Origin of the sequence: Actinomyces israelii, assembly GCF_030253495.1 — a bacterium.
In the GTDB taxonomy this organism is placed as follows: domain Bacteria; phylum Actinomycetota; class Actinomycetes; order Actinomycetales; family Actinomycetaceae; genus Actinomyces; species Actinomyces israelii.
The window spans coordinates 3,676,178-3,693,572 of sequence record NZ_CP124548.1 but is presented as its reverse complement, the minus strand read 5'-3'; the positions used below and the strand labels follow the sequence as shown (position 1 = coordinate 3,693,572).

Annotated in this window: 13 protein-coding genes; 6 read left to right on the top strand and 7 right to left on the bottom strand. The window is 74.2% G+C overall.

Annotated features, from left to right (window positions below; all coding sequences use genetic code 11):
• Positions 1–41: 41 nt before the first annotated feature.
• A complete protein-coding gene (locus tag AIF0345_RS15360) occupies positions 42–2,882 on the bottom strand; it encodes an ATP-dependent RNA helicase (RefSeq protein ID WP_285296616.1) in 2,841 nt (946 codons plus the stop codon).
• 272 nt (positions 2,883–3,154) lie between these two features.
• Here AIF0345_RS15360 and AIF0345_RS15355 point away from each other — a divergent pair, with 272 nt between their 5' ends.
• From AIF0345_RS15355 to AIF0345_RS15340, 4 genes are all read left to right on the top strand, one after another.
• Positions 3,155–3,361: a hypothetical protein gene (locus tag AIF0345_RS15355; RefSeq protein WP_285296615.1), complete on the top strand. Its 207-nt coding sequence runs from the start codon at positions 3,155–3,157 to the stop codon at positions 3,359–3,361.
• 9 nt (positions 3,362–3,370) lie between these two features.
• On the top strand, positions 3,371–3,559 hold the full coding sequence (locus tag AIF0345_RS15350) for a helix-turn-helix transcriptional regulator (protein ID WP_043563637.1): 189 nt from the start codon (positions 3,371–3,373) through the stop codon (positions 3,557–3,559).
• 603 nt (positions 3,560–4,162) lie between these two features.
• Positions 4,163–4,984 carry a nucleoside phosphorylase-I family protein gene (locus AIF0345_RS15345; protein WP_285296614.1) on the top strand — a complete coding sequence of 274 codons (822 nt, stop codon included), beginning with the start codon at positions 4,163–4,165 and terminating at the stop codon, positions 4,982–4,984.
• A gap of 178 nt (positions 4,985–5,162) precedes the next feature.
• Entirely contained in the window at positions 5,163–5,897 is a 735-nt protein-coding gene (locus AIF0345_RS15340) for a glutamine amidotransferase (protein ID WP_043563646.1), read from the top strand.
• A 116-nt stretch (positions 5,898–6,013) separates the two neighbouring features.
• Here AIF0345_RS15340 and AIF0345_RS15335 read toward each other — a convergent pair whose 3' ends face one another.
• The 3 genes from AIF0345_RS15335 to AIF0345_RS15325 form a co-directional block, all read right to left on the bottom strand.
• A complete protein-coding gene (locus AIF0345_RS15335; RefSeq protein ID WP_268918628.1) occupies positions 6,014–6,862 on the bottom strand; it encodes a Sir2 family NAD-dependent protein deacetylase in 849 nt (282 codons plus the stop codon).
• 107 nt (positions 6,863–6,969) lie between these two features.
• Positions 6,970–7,707 carry a glutamine amidotransferase-related protein gene (locus AIF0345_RS15330; protein WP_273168441.1) on the bottom strand — a complete coding sequence of 246 codons (738 nt, stop codon included), beginning with the start codon at positions 7,705–7,707 and terminating at the stop codon, positions 6,970–6,972.
• A gap of 79 nt (positions 7,708–7,786) precedes the next feature.
• Positions 7,787–8,122 carry a DUF4190 domain-containing protein gene (locus tag AIF0345_RS15325; protein ID WP_043563651.1) on the bottom strand — a complete coding sequence of 112 codons (336 nt, stop codon included), beginning with the start codon at positions 8,120–8,122 and terminating at the stop codon, positions 7,787–7,789.
• Between the two features lie 358 nt (positions 8,123–8,480).
• Between AIF0345_RS15325 and AIF0345_RS15320 the strand changes: the two genes are divergently transcribed.
• Positions 8,481–9,896, top strand: coding sequence for a uracil-xanthine permease family protein (locus AIF0345_RS15320; RefSeq protein ID WP_404975948.1), 1,416 nt, complete (start codon positions 8,481–8,483; stop codon positions 9,894–9,896).
• A 52-nt stretch (positions 9,897–9,948) separates the two neighbouring features.
• On the opposite strand, the gene AIF0345_RS15315 is transcribed toward AIF0345_RS15320, so the two are convergent.
• The 3 genes from AIF0345_RS15315 to AIF0345_RS15305 form a co-directional block, all read right to left on the bottom strand.
• On the bottom strand, positions 9,949–10,575 hold the full coding sequence (locus AIF0345_RS15315; RefSeq protein ID WP_268918625.1) for a LytR C-terminal domain-containing protein: 627 nt from the start codon (positions 10,573–10,575) through the stop codon (positions 9,949–9,951).
• A gap of 43 nt (positions 10,576–10,618) precedes the next feature.
• Positions 10,619–10,957, bottom strand: coding sequence for a hypothetical protein (locus tag AIF0345_RS15310; RefSeq protein WP_043563656.1), 339 nt, complete (start codon positions 10,955–10,957; stop codon positions 10,619–10,621).
• A 155-nt stretch (positions 10,958–11,112) separates the two neighbouring features.
• Entirely contained in the window at positions 11,113–11,787 is a 675-nt protein-coding gene (locus AIF0345_RS15305) for a TetR/AcrR family transcriptional regulator (RefSeq protein ID WP_084682613.1), read from the bottom strand.
• Positions 11,788–12,139: 352 nt separating this feature from the next.
• On the opposite strand from AIF0345_RS15305, the gene AIF0345_RS15300 reads away from it, so the two are divergent.
• Entirely contained in the window at positions 12,140–17,380 is a 5,241-nt protein-coding gene (locus AIF0345_RS15300) for an acyl-CoA dehydratase activase-related protein (protein ID WP_285296613.1), read from the top strand.
• The last annotated feature ends 15 nt before the right edge of the window (positions 17,381–17,395 follow it).

The window sequence follows — 17,395 nt, the reverse complement described above, 5'->3', positions numbered from 1 at the left end:
GTAGCTTGCGTCCGGGGCCGGGCCTTCCCGGGCGCCGGGCCTCAGCGGCGCCGCCTCGTCCCGCGGGTCGCCGTCGTCGTCCACGGGTCCTCGGGCCAGGCGTGCCGGGGGTACCTGCCCCGCAGCTCGGCGCGCACCTGCCGGTAGGGCCCGGCCCAGAACGAGCGCAGGTCGTCGGTCACCGCGACCGGCCGCCGGGCCGGTGACAGCAGATGAATCAGAACCGGTACCCGGCCGCCCGCCACCCGGGGCGTGTCCGCCCAGCCGAAGCACTCCTGCACGCGTACCGCCAGCACCGGCCGCTCGAGCGCCTCGCCCCGCTCGCCGACGTAGGACACCCGCACCCGCGAGCCCGACGGCACCTCGATCCGCTCCGGCGCGAGCTCGTCGAGCCCGGCCGCCTCCGGCCACGGCAGCAGCGCCCGCAGCGCCGCGCCGACGTCGAGCCTGTCCAGGTCGAGCTGCCTGGCGCGGGCCGCGAGCGCCTCGACGGCCGGCGCCAGCCACAGCCCGGCCCGCTCCAGCAGCGCGTCGTCGTCCATGGCGGGCCACGGCTCACCCAGCTCGCGGTGGAGCAGGGCCAGGCGCGCCCGCAGCTCGCTCGCCCCGCCCCACGGCAGCACGCCGAGCCCCTCGGCCCGGCACGCCGCCACGACGGCGTCGGCGGCGGCGCCCGGCGGAGGCGACCCGCCCGGCGTCGTCGTCAGGGTGATCGCGCCCAGGCGCCGCAGCCGCTCCGTGCGCAGCCGCCCCCGGGCCCACACGACCCGCTCCTCCTCGACGAGCCACGGCGCGCCGACGCTCAGGGCGAGCTCCTCGTCGATGGGCGCCGCGGAGCGCACCGTCGCGTCGCCGCGGCCGGGGACGGCGTCAACGTCGGCCACCGCCAGCCACGGCGACGAGCCCAGGGGGGAGCGGCGCGGGATGCGCAGGCCCGTGCCGCCGACGCTGGCGTAGGAGGCGTCGGCCCCGGCGGCGGGCGCCGGGCCGCGGCGGCGCGCGATCCACTCGGGGCGGGCGAGCGCCGCCACCAGGGCGACCGCCTCGGCCAGGGTGGCGGCGCTGGCCGCGGGGGCGGCCGCCTCGGTCGGGGCTCCGGCGACCGCCCTGTTCACCCCGGCGGCCGCCCGCTCCAGGCGGCGGGTCTCCGCCCTCCAGGCGCTCGTCGGAGAGCCGTCGTCGTGCACGTCGCGCGCCAGCGCGGTCAGGTCGCCTCCGGGGGCTCGCAGGTCGGCGCTGAGCAGCGCGGTCGCCTCGGCGGCCCGCCTGGCGCCCACGATCCCGCCGGCGGTCAGCAGGGCGCGCGCGTGGCGGACGTCGGCCGGGATGCGGGCCACGGCGCGCCCGAGCGCGGTCGCCGACAGCGGCGCCGGGGCCGCGCCGCCAGGCCCGCCAGGTCCCTCTGGCCCGCCCGTCTTGCCCGGCCCGGCGGGTCCGCCCGCTCCGCCGTCGTCTGTGCCAGCGCCGCCAGCGCTGCTGCCGGCGCCGCCTGCCGCCGCGCCGCCCTCCAGCAGCCCCAGGCGCGTGAGCGTGCGGTGGGCGGCCTCCATGGCCGGGGCGGGCGGCGGGTCGATCCAGGCCAGGCCGGCCCCGCCCGGTGCGCCCCACACCGCGAGCTCGAGGGCGGCGCGGGACAGGTCGGCGGACAGGATCTCCGGCGTGGGCGCCTGCGGCGCGCGCGCCCAGTCCACCGGCGAGCAGCAGCGGTAGACGGCGCCGGGGCCCTCGCGCCCCGCGCGGCCGGCGCGCTGGACGCCCGCCGAGCGGGAGGCGCCGACCGTCACCAGCCCCGACATGCCGCGGGCGACGTCGAGGCGCGGCCGGCGGGCCAGCGCGGCATCGACGACGACGCGCACCCCCGGCACGGTCAACGAGGACTCGGCGACGTTCGTGGCCACCACCACGCGCCGCCCTCCCGGCGGCGACGGCGCCAGGGCGGCGTCCTGCGCGCTCGCGCTCAGCCGCCCGTGCAGGGGCAGGACGTCGGTGCCCGGCGGCAGCGAGGCGCGCAGGCGGCTCACGACGTCATCGACCTCCCTGGCGCCGGGCAGGAAGGCGAGCACGTCGCCGGTGCGCTCGGCCAGGGCCCGCCGCACGGTGGCGGCGACGTGCGCCAGGAACTCCCGGGGCACGCCGCGCGGGCCCAGGCGGGGCGCGCGCGGTGGCGGGGGCGCCCACACCTCCTCGACCGGGTGGAGCGCGCCGGCGACCGAGACGACGGGGGCGGCGCCTGCCGGGCCGCCGGCGGCGAGCATGGCGGGCAGGCGGTCGAGGTCGACGGTGGCGGACATGGCCAGGATCACGAGGTCCTCGCGCAGCGCCCGGGCGTCCAGGAGGAGCGCCAGGAGCAGGTCGGACTCCAGGGAGCGCTCGTGCACCTCGTCCAGAACGACGGCGGCAACCCCGGGCAGGTCGGGGTCCGCCTGCAGGCGGCGCAGCAGCAGACCGGCGGTGACCACCTCGATGCGCGTGCGCGGGCCGGCCCGCCGCTCCCCGCGCACCGCGTAGCCGACGGTTCGGCCCAACGGCTCGCCGAGCAGGTCCGCCAGGCGCCGGGCGGCGGCGCGGGCGGCGACGCGCCGGGGCTGGGTGACGACGACGCGCCGACCGTCGTCGGGGGCGGTGAGGACCCGGGCGACCAGGGGCGGGACGAGGGTGGTCTTGCCGGTGCCGGGCGGGGCGGTCACGACGACGCCGCGCCCCGGCTCGTCCGCCAGCAGCCTGCGCAGCCGGGGGAGGGCCTCGCGTGCGGGCAGTGGCGGGGGGGGCGGCGAGCAGCCGGGCGAGAGGGTCGGGCGCGGTCGGATCCACGCGCTCATTGTGGCCGACGCCGGGCCCGCCCCTGCATCGCCCGTCCCCTCCTTCTTTGCTTCCGCTAGCACGGAGCGCACGAGCCAACGCACGGCCGCGAGCCAGCACCCGGACGGATCGCGCGGCAGAGCGGCGCTGCGCGGCGGACAAGGACGACGCCGTCAGGCTCCCGGACCCGGCGGGTGCACCGGCCGCCGCCGAGCCTGCCGGTCCGGGTGCGGCGCCAGCGGAACCGAACCGACCTCGACGAGGAGGGAGCGCCAAGCACGCTTGACACAAGCGCCAATGTCAAGCAGACTGCCCATGTCAAGGGCGCCTGACATGGTTCGAGAAGGAGAACGCCATGTGCCGCACCGCTCGCAGCCGCCGCGCTCGCAGCCGCCTGGTTATGAGCGCCGGGCTGCTGCTCCTGGCCGCCTCCCAGAGCGCCGCCACCGGGGACCTGGCGAGCCCTCTCGGCGGGTGGCACACGGGCGTGGCCGCCGCCCTGCTCGCGACCGGCGCCGCGGTCGTCCTGTCCCGTCTTCGTCATGATCGATCCCGGCGGTGAGGGGGCGGGGTGGACAACGACGTGCGCGTGCTGCGCGAGGCGAAGGGCCTCACCCAGGCGCAGCTGGGCAAGGCCCTCGGCGTCTCGCGCCAGAGCGTCAGCTCCATTGAGAAGGGAAAGTACGACCCTTCTCTGCCGCTGGCCATTGCAATTGCGCGTTTCTTCGGGCGTGCCGTCGAGGAGATCTTCCATGCCTGACAGCCGTGTTTCGCCGGCGGCTCCGGCTGCCGTATCCCCCGCCGAGCGCAAGCGGTGTCGCCGGACCTTCTGGGGGAACGTGTACTTGGCCGTATGTGTTGCCGCCGGGGCCGGCCTTCTCGCTGTCGCTCCGCGCCTGGCCGATGAGAGCAGGCCCGCGATTCCGCGCATGGGGCCCGTCGGGCTGTTCCTCGGGGCCTTCATGCTGGTGATCCTGCTCGTGCGGGGCCGCCGTGGCCACGACACCATGCCCAGCCGCGGGATGGACACGTGTGGGACGAGCGGGACAGGGCGGTCAAGCGGAGGACGTGGGCCCTGGCCGGCAAGGCGGCCTTCACATTCCTGTTCATTCTCCTCGTGATGTCCTTCACGTTGTTTCCGCTGTTCTGGCTCATCCGGATGGGATTCCCGTGTACGCGATCATCGTGGTGTCGGCCCGTTTCTACTACGACCGGACCGTGTGAGTGAGCGGTGGTCGCGCGGCCGTATAGACGGCGTCGAGAAATCGGCGCGGGACACGCGGCTCTCCTTAGAAAAAGACTCTTTCTGCGCAGGAGCCGGTAGACTGGCTATTGGATCCGCCCGCGAGCAGAGGGAGGACGCGTGACCTCGCAGCCCGCAACCGCGCCCTGGGACGACGACCCCGCCGGGGCCTCGATTCTCCTGGCCACCGGCCGGGCGCAGCACGACCTTCTCGTCATCGCCGAGCCCTTCTTCCTCACCGACCTGCGCGAGGCCTGGGGCCGCCCCGCCTCCAGCGTGCGCCTGTCCGTTCTCCCCGGCGTGTCCGCGCCCGGCCTCGCCGGGCAGGAGGACTCCCTCCACTCCTACGAGCGCGACGGCTTCAGCGTCCTCATCGCTCGCGGTCGCACCACCCTGTTCGAGGGCAGGCCCGCCCGCCGCGTCACCTCCTTCGCCCGCACCGTCGCCGCCCGGGTGCGCGCCGCCCTGCTCGTCACCCGGGCGACCGGCCTGGGCGGCGCCGACGTCGGCGACTTCCTCCCGGCCGGCGACCACCTCAACCTCGCCGGCGCCCCGCTGTTCTCCACGCGGGGCGCCGTCGAGGCCGACTGGGACGAGGGCCTCACCGGGCGTCTGGCCGCTCTCGACGGCGTGCGCGAGCCCGGCACGCTGGCGCTCGCCCCGGGGCCGCTGCGCCCCACCCGGGCCGAGGCCGACGCCTTCGCCGCGCTCGGCGCCGACGGCGTCGTCACCGACTCCGTCGCCGAGGCCATGGCCCTGGCCTCCCGGGACGTCCGCGTGGCCGGGCTGGCCTATGTCGACCTCGTCGCCGATCGGCCCGCCGCCACCGGCCGGCGCGCCGCGGATCGCCGGGCGGGCGCGCACAGCGCGGGCATCGCCCAGGCGCCGGCGCCCGACGTCGTCCGCGCCGCCGTCGAGACCGTCCTGGCGGCCCTCGGCTGAGCGCCGGCGCCCGACGTCGTCCGCCGCCGGCCGGCCCTGTCGTCTCCTGTCCCGAGCATCGCACCGCTGCACCGTCGCACCGCCCGCCGGCACCCGCCGTCGTCCCGAGCCGCGCCCTCTGCCGCCCGCTCAACGGGCCCGCGCGCCGCCGCGGCCCCGCTGCCGCTAAAGTGCGCCCGTGAAGCCCTTCATCCTGCTCGCCACCCGGGACGACGACGGTCCGGCGGACGCCGAGTACGACGCCTTCCTCACCCGCACCGGCCTGCAGGAGCGCGACCTGTGCCGCATCCGCCTGGAGGCGGGGCCCATGCCCGACCTCGATCTGGGCGCGTACTCCGGCATTATGGTGGGGGGCTCCCCCTTCAACACCACCACTCCCGAGGCCGCGAAGTCCGCCACCCAGCGGCGCGTCGAGGCCGAGTTCGCCGCCCTGCTCGACCGCGTCGTCGCCGCCGACTTCCCCTTCCTCGGCGCCTGCTACGGCATCGGCACCCTCGCGCGCCACCAGGGGGCCGTCATCGACGGCACCTACGCCGAGGAGGTCGGCGCCCCCGAGATCACCCTGACCGCCGCCGGCCGGGCCGACCCGCTGTGCGCCGGCATGACCCCGACCTTCCAGGCCTTCGTCGCCCACAACGACGCCATCCTCACGCCCCCGCCCGGCGCCGTCGTGCTGGCGACGTCCCGGCCCTGCCCGGTCCAGATGCTGCGCATGCGGACCAACCTGTACGCCACGCAGTTCCACCCCGAGCTCGACGGCGAGTCCTTCGCCCACCGCCAGGCCTTCTACGCCGACCACGGCTACTTCGACCCCGACGAGCTGCCGGCCGTCCAGGCCTGGACACGCGCCCAGGACGTGAGCCAGTCCTGGGCCGTGCTGCGCAACTTCGCCGAGCACTACGCCCGCGACTGAGCCCCGCGGGCCCTCGCCGCGCATATGTGCACATGTGCGACCGATCTCGAGCCGGAGATCGACCGATCTCGGTGAAGGGGAGGGCGTCGGAGGGCGGGCGGTCCGCGGGGCTCCGGTCAGGCCCCCAGGGCCCGGGCCAGCGGCGCGAGCGCCTGGCTCGTCCCGCCCTGGACGCGCACGTCGGCCACCTCGTCGACGGCGGTCGGCCCGCGGTTGATGACGACGAGCGCGGCGCCGCGGGCCATGGCCTGGCGCACGATCCACAGCCCGGTGAGCACCGCCAGGCTCGTGCCCGCCACCAGTACGACGTCGCAGCGTTCGGCGGCGTCCATCGCCTCGCCCATGGCGGCCGGCAGCCCCTCGCCGAAGAAGACGATGTCGGGCTTGAGCGGGCCGTCGCACACCTCGCACAGCACCGTCTCGAAGTCGCAGGCCTCCGCGGCCGCCCGGTCCGCCTCCGGGGTGATCGCCACCCGCGCCGGGTCGGTCTCGCGCGGGTAGTCGGGGTTGAGTGCCGTCAGCCGCGCGTCGACCTCGGCGCGCGGGACGATCCGCCCGCAGGTCAGGCACACGACCCGGTCGTAGGCGCCGTGCAGCTCCCACACGGTGCGCTGGCCGGCCCGAGAGTGCAGCCGGTCCACGTTCTGGGTGGCCACGCCCGTGACCAGCCCCGCCTCCTCCAGGCGGGCCAGGGCGGTGTGCCCCGGCGTCGGCGTCAACGGGTCGAGCAGCCGCCAGGTGGCGTGGTTGCGCGCCCACACCCACCGGTACCACACCGGGTCGGTCACGAACTGGTCGTAGTCCACCGGCTCGACCGGCGTCGTGCCCACGCCCCGGTAGTCGGGGATGCCGGCGTCGGTGGAGATCCCCGCTCCGGTCACGGCGAGGGTGCGCCGCCCCCGCATGAGGGCGGCGATCGCGTCCGCAGCGTCTGCGGCGTCCTTGGCGTGATTCAGATCGCTCATGCACCTGGTCTACACCGTGCGCCCCGGCCCCGGCCAGCCCTGTCTCGAGGGGGCGGGCAGGGCCGACGACGGAAGAAGAGGGGGCGGCCAGGGCCGCCGCCGATCCCTCAGTCGCGCGAGAAGTGGGCCACGAAGTTGCGGATGACCCGGCCTGCCACGTGCTCGGAGGTGCTGCGCGCCTGCGACACGATGGTCTCCACCCGGCCGGGGTCGCCGTAGCCGGCGTCGGCGTAGGCCGACACCCGCTGGGCGAAGCGCTCGGCGTCGAGCTCGGGGTTGAACTGGGAGCCGTAGACCGCGGCGCCCACCCGGATCATCTGCACGGGGCAGTCGGGCGAGGATGCCAGCAGGGTCGCGTGGGCCGGAACCTGGCCGACGCCCTCGTGGTGGCCGACCAGCGCCGTGAAGGTCTGCGGCAGGTCGGCCAGGAGCGGGTCCGCGCGCCCCTCGGCGGTCACGAAGATCTCCGTGGCGCCGAGGTCCTCGCCGAACTCCTGGGATGTCGAGGTGCCGAGGTAGCCGGCCAGGACCTCCAGCCCGAAGCCCGTGGCGAGTACCGGCACGCCCTCCTTGAGCGCCACCGCCAGCAGCTCGCGCACCTGCTCCTCGACACGCATTTGGGAGCGGGTCTTGGACCCCTGCGGCGTGGAGACGTCGTAGGGGCTCCCCCCGATCAGGACGCCGGAGACGTCGCCGGCCGTGAAGGCGTCGAGGAAATCGACATCCTCCAGGAGCACGTGGTGAAGGTCCTCGCGGCGCAGGCCGCTCTGAGACAGGAAGGACTCGTACTCGTGCTGCGCCGCCTCGAGCTCGGGGCGCGTCGACACCATGATGAAGGGCTTCATCCGCCCAGCCTATGGGGTGCGGTGGTCATGTCTCAGAAACATCGCGGAAATCTCCGGCGCCCCGGAGCCCTCCCCCGCATCAGGGGGTCGACATCACCCACACCCACAGCCACCCCACGGTGGTCGCCGAGCCGACGACGACGCCCAGCCACGCCTGGGCGTGCCCGGTGGCGTAGCTCCTCCGCAGACGGCGCAGCGCCCACCAGCCCGTGAGCGCCGCGACCGCGCCGAAACCGGGGAACGGGCTGAGCACGGTCGTCACGAGGGCGACGACGGCGGCCGGGTCGGTGCGCTGCCGCGGGGCCTGGTAGCCGGGGCCGGCGAAGACCTCGCGGGGGTCGAGGCTCTCGGTGCCGGGGAAGACGAAGCCCTGCGGCACGATCCGTGCGGGGTCGACGGGCTGCTCCTGACTCATGGGCTCATCATGCCCGCGGATCCGGGGCCGCGCCTCGTCCGCCCGGACGAGACGCGGCCGGGCGCGCCGGGCCGGGCGATGGCGCGCGGGACGCTGCCCGCCCGCCCCGGGAGCGTCGCTCCCCTGGCCGCGCCGGGCAATGCGCCGTAGGTAGGGCGACTGGTGACCCGTGAGACATCCCCGGCCGCGCGCCCCGGGCAATGCGACATGCCGGCGGGCGCCGTCTATGCTGGAGGCCTGGCAGGGCTCTGTCAGGTTCACGGGCTCGGCGCCGTCGGCGTCGTCGGTCCCTGTCGCGTGCGGCGCCGCCTCGCGGGCGGCCCGCCGCCCCGTCCTTCCCCCGCGACAGGAGTACGCAGTGCCCTCAGTGCCCTCAGCGCCCTCAGTGCCCGCACCCCCCTCAGGTCTGTCCCGCCTCTGGCACCTGCATGGCGACGGCCGCTCGATCGCGCCCGGCGAGGTCGTCGCCCCCGGCGAGCGGCTGACCTGGCCCCGCACCGTCGGCATCGGCGTCCAGCACGTCGTCGCCATGTTCGGGGCGACCTTCCTCGTCCCGCTGCTCACCGGCTTCGACCCCTCCACGACGCTGTTCTTCACCGGCGTCGGCACCCTGCTGTTCCTGGGGATCACGAGCGGGCGCCTGCCCAGCTACCTGGGGAGCTCCTTCGCGCTCATCGCCCCCATCGGCGCGGTCACCGGGTACGTGGCCGGGGGCGGCGGCGCGATCGACGCCCACAGGGCCGCCCTGGCCCAGGGCGGGGTGCTGGCCGCCGGCGCGGCGCTGGCACTGGTGGGCGCCGTCGTCCACGTCGCCGGGGCCGGGTGGATCGACCGGCTCATGCCGCCGATCGTCACCGGCGCCATCGTCTCCCTCATCGGCTTCAACCTGGCGCCCAGCGCCTGGAACAACGTCAGGTCCGCGCCCGCCACCGCGCTGGTCACGATCGCCTCGATCCTGCTGATCACCGTCCTGTTCAAGGGGATCGTCGGGCGCCTGGCCATCCTGATCGGCGTGCTCATCGGCTACGCCGTCGCCTGCGCGCGCGGCGAGGTCGACTTCTCCGCGATCTCGCAGGCCGGCTGGGTGGGGGCCCCGGCCTTCCGCGCCCCCGCCTTCGACGCGACCCTGCTGGGCCTGTTCGTGCCGGTCGTGCTCGTGCTGGTGGCCGAGAACATCGGGCACGTCAAGTCCGTGTCCGCCATGACCGGGGAGAACCTCGACGACGTCACCGGCCGCGCCCTGCTGGCCGACGGGGTCTCCACCATGCTCGCCGGGGCGGGCGGGGGCTCGGGCACCACCACCTACGCCGAGAACATCGGCGTCATGGCCGCCACGCGCGTCTACTCCACCGCCGCCTACGTCGTCGCCGCCCTCACCGCGCTGGGCCTGTCCATGCTGCCGAAGTTCGGCCAGGTCATCGCCACCATCCCCGCTGGCGTCCTCGGCGGGGCGGCCACCATCCTCTACGGCATGATCGGGATGCTCGGGGTGCGCATCTGGGTGCAGAACCGCGTGGACTTCTCCGACCCGGTCAACCTCAACACCGCGGCCGTGGCCATGGTGGTGGCCATCGCCGACTACACCTGGCACTGGGGCGAGATGACCTTCAGCGGCATCGCCCTGGGATCAGCGGCCGCGATCGCGGTCCACCACGCGATGCGATGGGTCTCCAGGATGCGCGGCACCAACCTTGAGCAGGCCTCCCCGGCGTCGGCGCCCGCGGGCACCGAGCTGGAGGGCCCGGCCTACGCCACGCGGCACTCCAGGGGCTGATTGCGGCCCTCCCCGCGCCTGCTCCCCGGCTCCCGGCTCGCGCCCGCCCGGCTCAGCCGTCGGTGGCGGTGGCCGATGCCGACGGGGCGGTGGTCACCTGGACGCAGTCGGACGGGGCGCTCAGGGCCTCCCCGGGCTTGATCTGGGCGACCTCGGCGGCGGAGAGCATCTCGTTCTTGAAGTCGTTGCCGAGCACGACGCTCACGGTGGGGTCGGTGGCGTCCTGCGTCTCGTCGATCTGGACGACGACGGTGCCCGTGAACACCTTGGACAGGGTGTAGGCGTTGGCCAGCCCCGCCTGCGAGGTGGTCAGCTCGATCTCGCCGTCGTACTCGCCCTTGGGCCAGTCCGTGGTGTTGGCGACCGTGAGCCCGGAGTCGCTCAGCAGATCGGCGACCCCGGTCGCCAGCCCGGTCTGGTCCGAGCCGTTGTAGACGTTGACGGGGATGGCGGACACGTCGGTCGTCTTCGCGTCCGGCGGCAGGCAGGGCTGAAAGACCTTCTCCTTGTCGTCCTTGGCGGAGGAGAACCCGGGGTCGGGGACTGGGAGTACGTTGAACCACACCAGAAGGCAGATGATCACCAGGAGTGCCAGGAACGTGATCATTCCGCCGATCACGGTGGTCTGACGGTGCTTGAGCCGACGGCGGTACTCGGCGCGGGGGTCTGCGGTGCTCACGCGCCCCACAGTAGTGGACGAGACGGCCCCGGGTCTCTGAGTGTCAGGGCGCCGGGGGCGGGGGAGGGGTCGTCGGCCGACCGGCGTCGTCGACCTCGAGGACCCGGGCGTGGATCGTGGTCCGCCCCTGGAGGGCTGCGCGCAGCGCCCGGTGCAGCCCCGTCTCCAGGAAGAACTCGCCGTGCCAGGAGACGACGTGCGCGAACAGGTCGCCGTAGAAGGTCGAGTCGTCGTCGAGAAGGTTGCGCAGATCCAGTGTCGCCCGGGTGGTGGTGAGCTGGTCGAGGCGGACCTGGCGCGGGGCGATCTCGGCCCAGCCGCGCTGCTCCACGAGCTCGTGCTCGGGGTAGGGCGCTCGCTCGCGGACTGCCTTGAAGATCACGCGTCCATGCTAGCGGCCATGCCGCCCCGGCCGTGACCGGTGGCGGGCGCGTCTCGGCGAGCGTCATATCACTACCGGCTGCGGCTCGGGCGACAGGGGGCCGCGGTGGCGCGGGGCTGCGAGGCCGTGGGGGTGCCGCGGGGGTGCCGCGGGGGTCAACGATGTCGGGGCTGGGGCGGGATGAGCGGCTCGGTGAGGTAGTGCTGGACGGTGGGCCCCATGACCTCCACGAGGTGGTCGACGCTCGCGCTCGCCAGGGGCTCCAGGCGGAAGAGGTAGCGGATCACGGCCAGCCCGACGACCTGGGAGCCGACCAGGGTGGCGCGCTCGCGGGCGTGCGGGACGGAGACGCCGACCTGTGCGAGCGCCTGGGTGATGGGCCCGGCGATCTGCTTGGTGGCGTAGGCCTGCACGGCCTCGGGCGCCGAGTCGTCGGTGGCGATCCAGCGCAGGAGCGCGTGGAAGGTCGCCCCGCCCTCGGAGTCGTCCCAGGCGGTCATGGCCAGCCGGACCAGTCGCGGACCGGCTGTGCGGATGTCGTCGGACACGATCTTCGCAATCTCCTCGCTGGCCCTGACCTGCAGGTTCATGGACGCCCCGAAGAGATCCCCCTTGGTGCCGAAGTAGTAGGACACCAGGGCGGGATCGACACCGGCGGTGCGGGCGACGCCGCGGATCGTCGTGCGTGCGAAGCCGTTCGCGAGGAATGAGGCGCGAGCGGCGTCGAGGATCGCCTGACGCGTGGACTCCGACCCTGTGCCCGGCGGCCGGGGGCCTCGACGGCGCGGGGCGTCCCGCCCCGGCAGTGCGGCATCGGTGGCGCTGCTCATGGTGGGAGGCTATGCCGAGCCCGCCGCGATCCCGCTGGGTGCTTGCGGCGCCCTCCCGAAGACGGCGAGAGCGGTGAGGTTTGAGGTGATGAGTGAGCCGCCGGGGGCGGTGCGAGGGCCTCGTCGGGCACCGGGAATTTCGTCACGCAACCCGTGCGCTATTCAACGCCGACGAGGGTGAGTGTCGGCCGGGGGCGGGGCCGCCGCACGCAACGCTCCGAATGTCAACAGAAAGTAGGTGGGACCTAGGGCCCGCCCGTTGTAAATTTCAACGTCGTTGAACTTCGGCAGATGCTATCGATACGGTCCGAGCAGATCGCGTGACGTCTGTGCGCAGTCAGGAGGGTGAACGATGAGCGCTGACAGCACTCCCCCCGATGCCCCGGCCGGGGCCGGAGGCGACACGCCGGACGAGCCCGGCGTCGCGCACGCTGCGCCGCGGTCTTTGACCCTGGGGCTCGACGTCGGGTCCACCACGGTCAAGCTCGTGCTCCTGCCTGAGTCCTGCGCCGTGCCCGCCCCCGCTGCGCCGCGGGTGGCGCAGCCACCTGAGTCCTGCGCCGTGCCCGCCCCCGCTGCGCCGCGGGCGGCGCAGCCACCTGAGCCCGGCGCCGCCGGGCAGGCCCCCGAGACGCCCGTCCCCGAGCCCGTGTTCGCCGAGTACCGCCGCCACAACGCCGATGTGCGCGGCGAGCTCACCCGCCTGCTCACCGAGGCCGCCGCCCGCTTCCCGGGCGCCACCGTGCGCGGCGCCGTCACCGGCAGCGCCGGCCTGAGCCTGGCCACCCTCATGGGCCTGCCCTTCGTCCAGGAGGTCATCGCCGAGACCCGCACCGTCCAGGCCAAGAACCCCGAGGCCGACGTCATTATCGAGCTCGGCGGCGAGGACGCCAAGATCACCTACCTCCATCCCACCCCCGAGCAGCGAATGAACGGCACCTGCGCGGGCGGCACCGGCGCCTTCATCGACCAGATGGCCCAGCTCCTCCACACCGACGCCCCGGGCCTGAACGGGCTCGCCGCCGCCCACACCACGCTCTACCCCATCGCCTCGCGGTGCGGCGTCTTCGCCAAGTCCGACCTCCAGCCCCTGATCAACCAGGGCGCCGAGCCCGCCGACCTGGCCGCCTCAGTCCTCCAGGCCGTCGTCACCCAGACCATCGCCGGCCTGGCCTGCGGGCGGCCGATCCGCGGCAACGTCATGTTCCTGGGCGGCCCCCTCCACTTCCTGCCCGAGCTGCGCACCGCCTTCGAGCGCACCCTGGCCGACCAGGTCGACTCCTTCACCTGCCCGTCCGACGCCCAGCTCTACGTCGCCGTCGGCGCCGCCCTCATGGCCTCCGGCCCGCCGGTCACCCTCGCCGAGCTCTCCACGCGCCTGGCCACCCGCAAGGCCCTGAGCCTGGCCACCTCCCGCATGCGGCCCCTCTTCTCCGACGACGACGAGCTCGCCGCCTTCCGCGAGCGCCACGCCCGCGCCACCATCCCCCGCACCGGCTGGCCCGAGCCGCCCGCCGGGAGTCATCCCGACGCCGGTCCCGAGGGCCCCGGCGTCGGCCCCGACGCCGCCGACGCCGACGCCGGCGTCCCCGAGGCCGGCGCCGCCGAGAGCCCCGAGCCTCCCCGCCCCGACTGCTTCCTGGGCATCGACGCCGGCTCCACCACCATCAAGGCCGTCGTCCTGGATAAGGACGGCAATATCGTCTGGGAGCACTACGCGGGCAACGAGGGCGACCCCGTCACGGCCGCCGTCGAGATCCTGCGCCGCATCCACGTCGAGATGCCCGAGCACGTGCGCATCGTGCGCTCCTGCGTCACCGGCTACGGCGAGAGCATCGTCAAGGCGGCCCTGCACATCGACGAGGGCGTGGTGGAGACCATGGCCCACTACCGGGCCGCCGCCCGCCTCAACCCGGAAGTCACCTCCGTGATCGACATCGGCGGGCAGGACATGAAGTACCTGCGCATCCGCGGCGGCGCCATCGACTCCATCAGCGTCAACGAGGCCTGCTCGGCCGGCTGCGGCTCCTTCCTGCAGACCTTCGCCCAGTCCATGGGGCAGACCGTCCAGGAGTTCGCCGAGGAGGCCCTGCGGGCCGAGCGCCCGGTTGACCTGGGGTCGCGCTGCACCGTGTTCATGAACTCCTCGGTCAAGCAGGCCCAGAAGGAGGCCGCCACCCCCGGGGAGATCAGCGCCGGGCTGTCCTACTCGGTGGTCCGCAACGTCCTGTACAAGGTCATCAAGCTGCGCGACGCCGACCAGCTCGGCGACCACGTCTCGGTCCAGGGCGGGACCTTCCTCAACGACGCCGTCCTGCGCGCCTTCGAGCTGCTCACCGGGCGCGAGGTGGTGCGCCCCGACGTCGCCGGGCTCATGGGCTGCCTCGGTGCGGCCCTGACCGCCCGGGAGACCTACGACGGCGTGCCCTCCACCCTCATGACGCTCGCCGAGCTCTCCCGATTCAGCCTGACCACCGAGACTGCCGTGTGCAAGCTGTGCCAGAACCACTGCAAGCTCACCATCACGACCTTCAGCGACGGCCAGCGCCACGTGTCGGGCAACCGCTGCGAGCGCGGCGCCACCCAGGAGCGGCGCGCCAAGAAGTCCGACATGCCCAACCTGTACGACTACAAGTACCGGCGCACCTTCGCCTACCGGCGCCTGCGCCGCGGGCAGGACACGCGCGGGGAGATCGGCGTGCCGCGGGTGCTGGGCATGTACGAGAACTACCCCCTGTGGTTCACCATCCTCACCCAGCTCGGCTTCCGGGTCATGATCTCGGGGCGCTCCAACCACGAGCTGTTCGAGTCGGGCATGGAGTCCATCCCCAGCGAGAACGTGTGCTACCCGGCCAAGCTCGCCCACGGGCACGTGAGGTCCCTCATCGACAAGGGCATCAAGACCATCTGGTTCCCGTGCGTCTTCTTCGAGCGCAAGCTCGTCGACCGGGCCGACGACCACTTCAACTGCCCGATCGTCGCCACCTACCCCGAGGTCATCCGCACCAATGTCGAGCAGGTCCGCGACGGCGCCGGCGGCTCCGAGCGCTCCGGCGGGAGCGACGACGGCGAGGGGCCGGGCGTGCGCCTGCTGTCCCCCTTCCTCAACCTGGCCAACCCGGCCAAGCTCGCCGAGCGGCTCGTGGAGGTCTTCGCCGACTGGGACGTCACCCTGCCCGAGGCCCGCAGGGCGGTGGCCGCCGGCTTCGCCGAGGACGCCGCCTTCAAGGCCGACGTGCGCGCCGAAGGGCGCCGCACCCTGGAGTGGATGCGCGAGCACGGCCGCAAGGGCATCGTCCTGGCGGGCCGGCCCTACCACATCGACCCCGAGATCAACCACGGCATTCCCGACGTCATCAACACCCTGGGCATGGCGGTCCTGTCGGAGGACTCGATCCTGCCCGAGCCCGTCCGGCCCGAGGCGGACGACGGCGTCGAGCACCAGGTGGCGGGCGGCGCGCTGTCCCGCGCCGTCGCCTCCATCCGCCGCGGCCTGAGCCGGAGGAAGGAGGACCCGCAGGCCCCCGCCGACTGGTCGGACGTGCGCGAGGAGGACCTGCCCAGCCCCGAGGCGAGCGTCGCCACCGAGGGCTCTCAGGTGCGCCTGCGCGTGCGCGACCAGTGGGCCTACCACTCCCGCCTCTACCAGGCCGCCGAGCTCGTCACCGGTGCGGACGACCTCGAGCTGGTCCAGCTCAACTCCTTCGGCTGCGGCGTCGACGCCGTCACCACCGACCAGGTCCAGGAGATCCTGGAGTCAGCCGGGGACGTGTACACCACCCTCAAGATCGACGAGGTCTCCAACCTCGGGGCCGCCACCATCCGCCTGCGCTCCCTGTCCGCCGCAGCGGAGGCCCGGCGTCGTCACCGCGACGAGGCGCCGGCCGCCGCCCGGCGGGCCGGCTCGGGCGCGCAGCCGGCTGGCCCGGAGGCCCGGGAGGCCGCGCGGCCGCTGGAGAACGAGCCGGCCGAGATCGACACGAGCCTCAGCCCCGCACACGCGCCCGAGCCCGGCGGGGCGCCCTCGGACCCCGTCCGCGACGGCGGGCCCGTGCCCGCGGAGGCCGGCTCCGGGGCCGACGGGTCTGGGGGGAAGCCGCCGCGCAGGCTGCCCGGGGCCACCACCCCGGCCTTCACCGAGGAGATGCGCGCCACCCACACGATCCTCATGCCGCAGATGAGCCCGGTCCACTTCCGGCCGCTCGCGCCGCTCATGCGGCGCCTGGGCTACAGGGTCGAGCTGCTGGAGTCGGCCAGCCGGGCCGACCTCGAGGTGGGCCTGCGCTACGTCAACAACGACGCCTGCTTCCCCGCCATCATGGTGATCGGCCAGCTCATCGGCGCCTTCGAGGACGGCACCCACGACCCCGACCGCTGCGTCGTCGCCATCTCCCAGACCGGCGGCATGTGCCGCGCCACCAACTACGCCGCCATGCTCCGCAAGGGCTTGCACGACGCCGGGTACCCCCAGATCCCGGTCCTGGCCGTCTCCGTGCAGGGCCTGGAGGAGAACCCCGGCTTCAGGATCACCCCGACCCTGGCGCTCAAGGTCGTCCAGGGCGTGGTCATCGGCGACACCCTCAACACCTGCCTGCTGCGCGTGCGCCCCTACGAGGCCGAGGAGGGGTCCGCCAACCGGCTCGTCGAGCGGTGGAACGCGATCATCGGGGAGTTCTTCGAGCGCAAGGGCCGCTGCCCCACCTGGGGCGGGCGCCTGGGCTACCGGCGCCTGCTGCGCGAGATGGTCCGCGAGTTCGCCGCCCTGCCGCGGCGAGACATCCCCCGCAAGCCGCGCGTCGGCGTCGTCGGGGAGATCCTGGTCAAGTTCCAGCCCGACGCCAACAACCATGTCGTCGATCAGATCGAGGCCGAGGGCTGCGAGGCCGTCGTCCCCGGGATGCTCGCCTTCTTCATCAACGGCCCGGCCACCGCCCAGTGGGAGGCCGACACCTACGGCATCGGGCTGGACTCCCTGGCCAAGAAGAAGGCCGCCGTGTGGTTCCTGGAGCAGGCCCAGGCCCCGGCCCGGGCCGCGCTCGCCGCCGGGGGGATCTTCGACGTCGAGGCCTCCAGCGTCGACATGACGCGGAAGGCCTCCAAGGTCCTGTCCCTGGGCAACCAGGCGGGGGAGGGCTGGCTGCTGGTCGCCGAGATGATCGAGCTCATTGAGAACGGCGCCCCCAACATCGTGTGCTGCCAGCCCTTCGGGTGCCTGCCCAACCACGTCGTCGGCAAGGGCATGTTCCGCGAGATCCGCCGCCAGTACCCGCAGGCCAATATCGTCGGCATCGACTACGACCCCGGAGCCAGCGAGGTCAACCAGCTCAACCGCCTCAAGCTCATGATCTCCACCGCCCACATGCTCAACGAGCGTCAGGCCGAAGAGCGCGCGGCCCCGACGGCGGACGGCGACTGGGCGGAGGCCTGCTCCAGCCGGCCGGGGGAGACCGAGGCCGCCGGCACGGCGGACGTCGTCGTCGGTCTCGATGAGCTCCTCGCCGACCTGGGCCCGGCGCCGGACAGCACGCCCCAGTCGCCCGACGTCGCCGCCTCGGAGTGGACCGAGGCGCTCCGCAGCGGGCCGGGGCGCTGAGCGGCTGGGCATGAC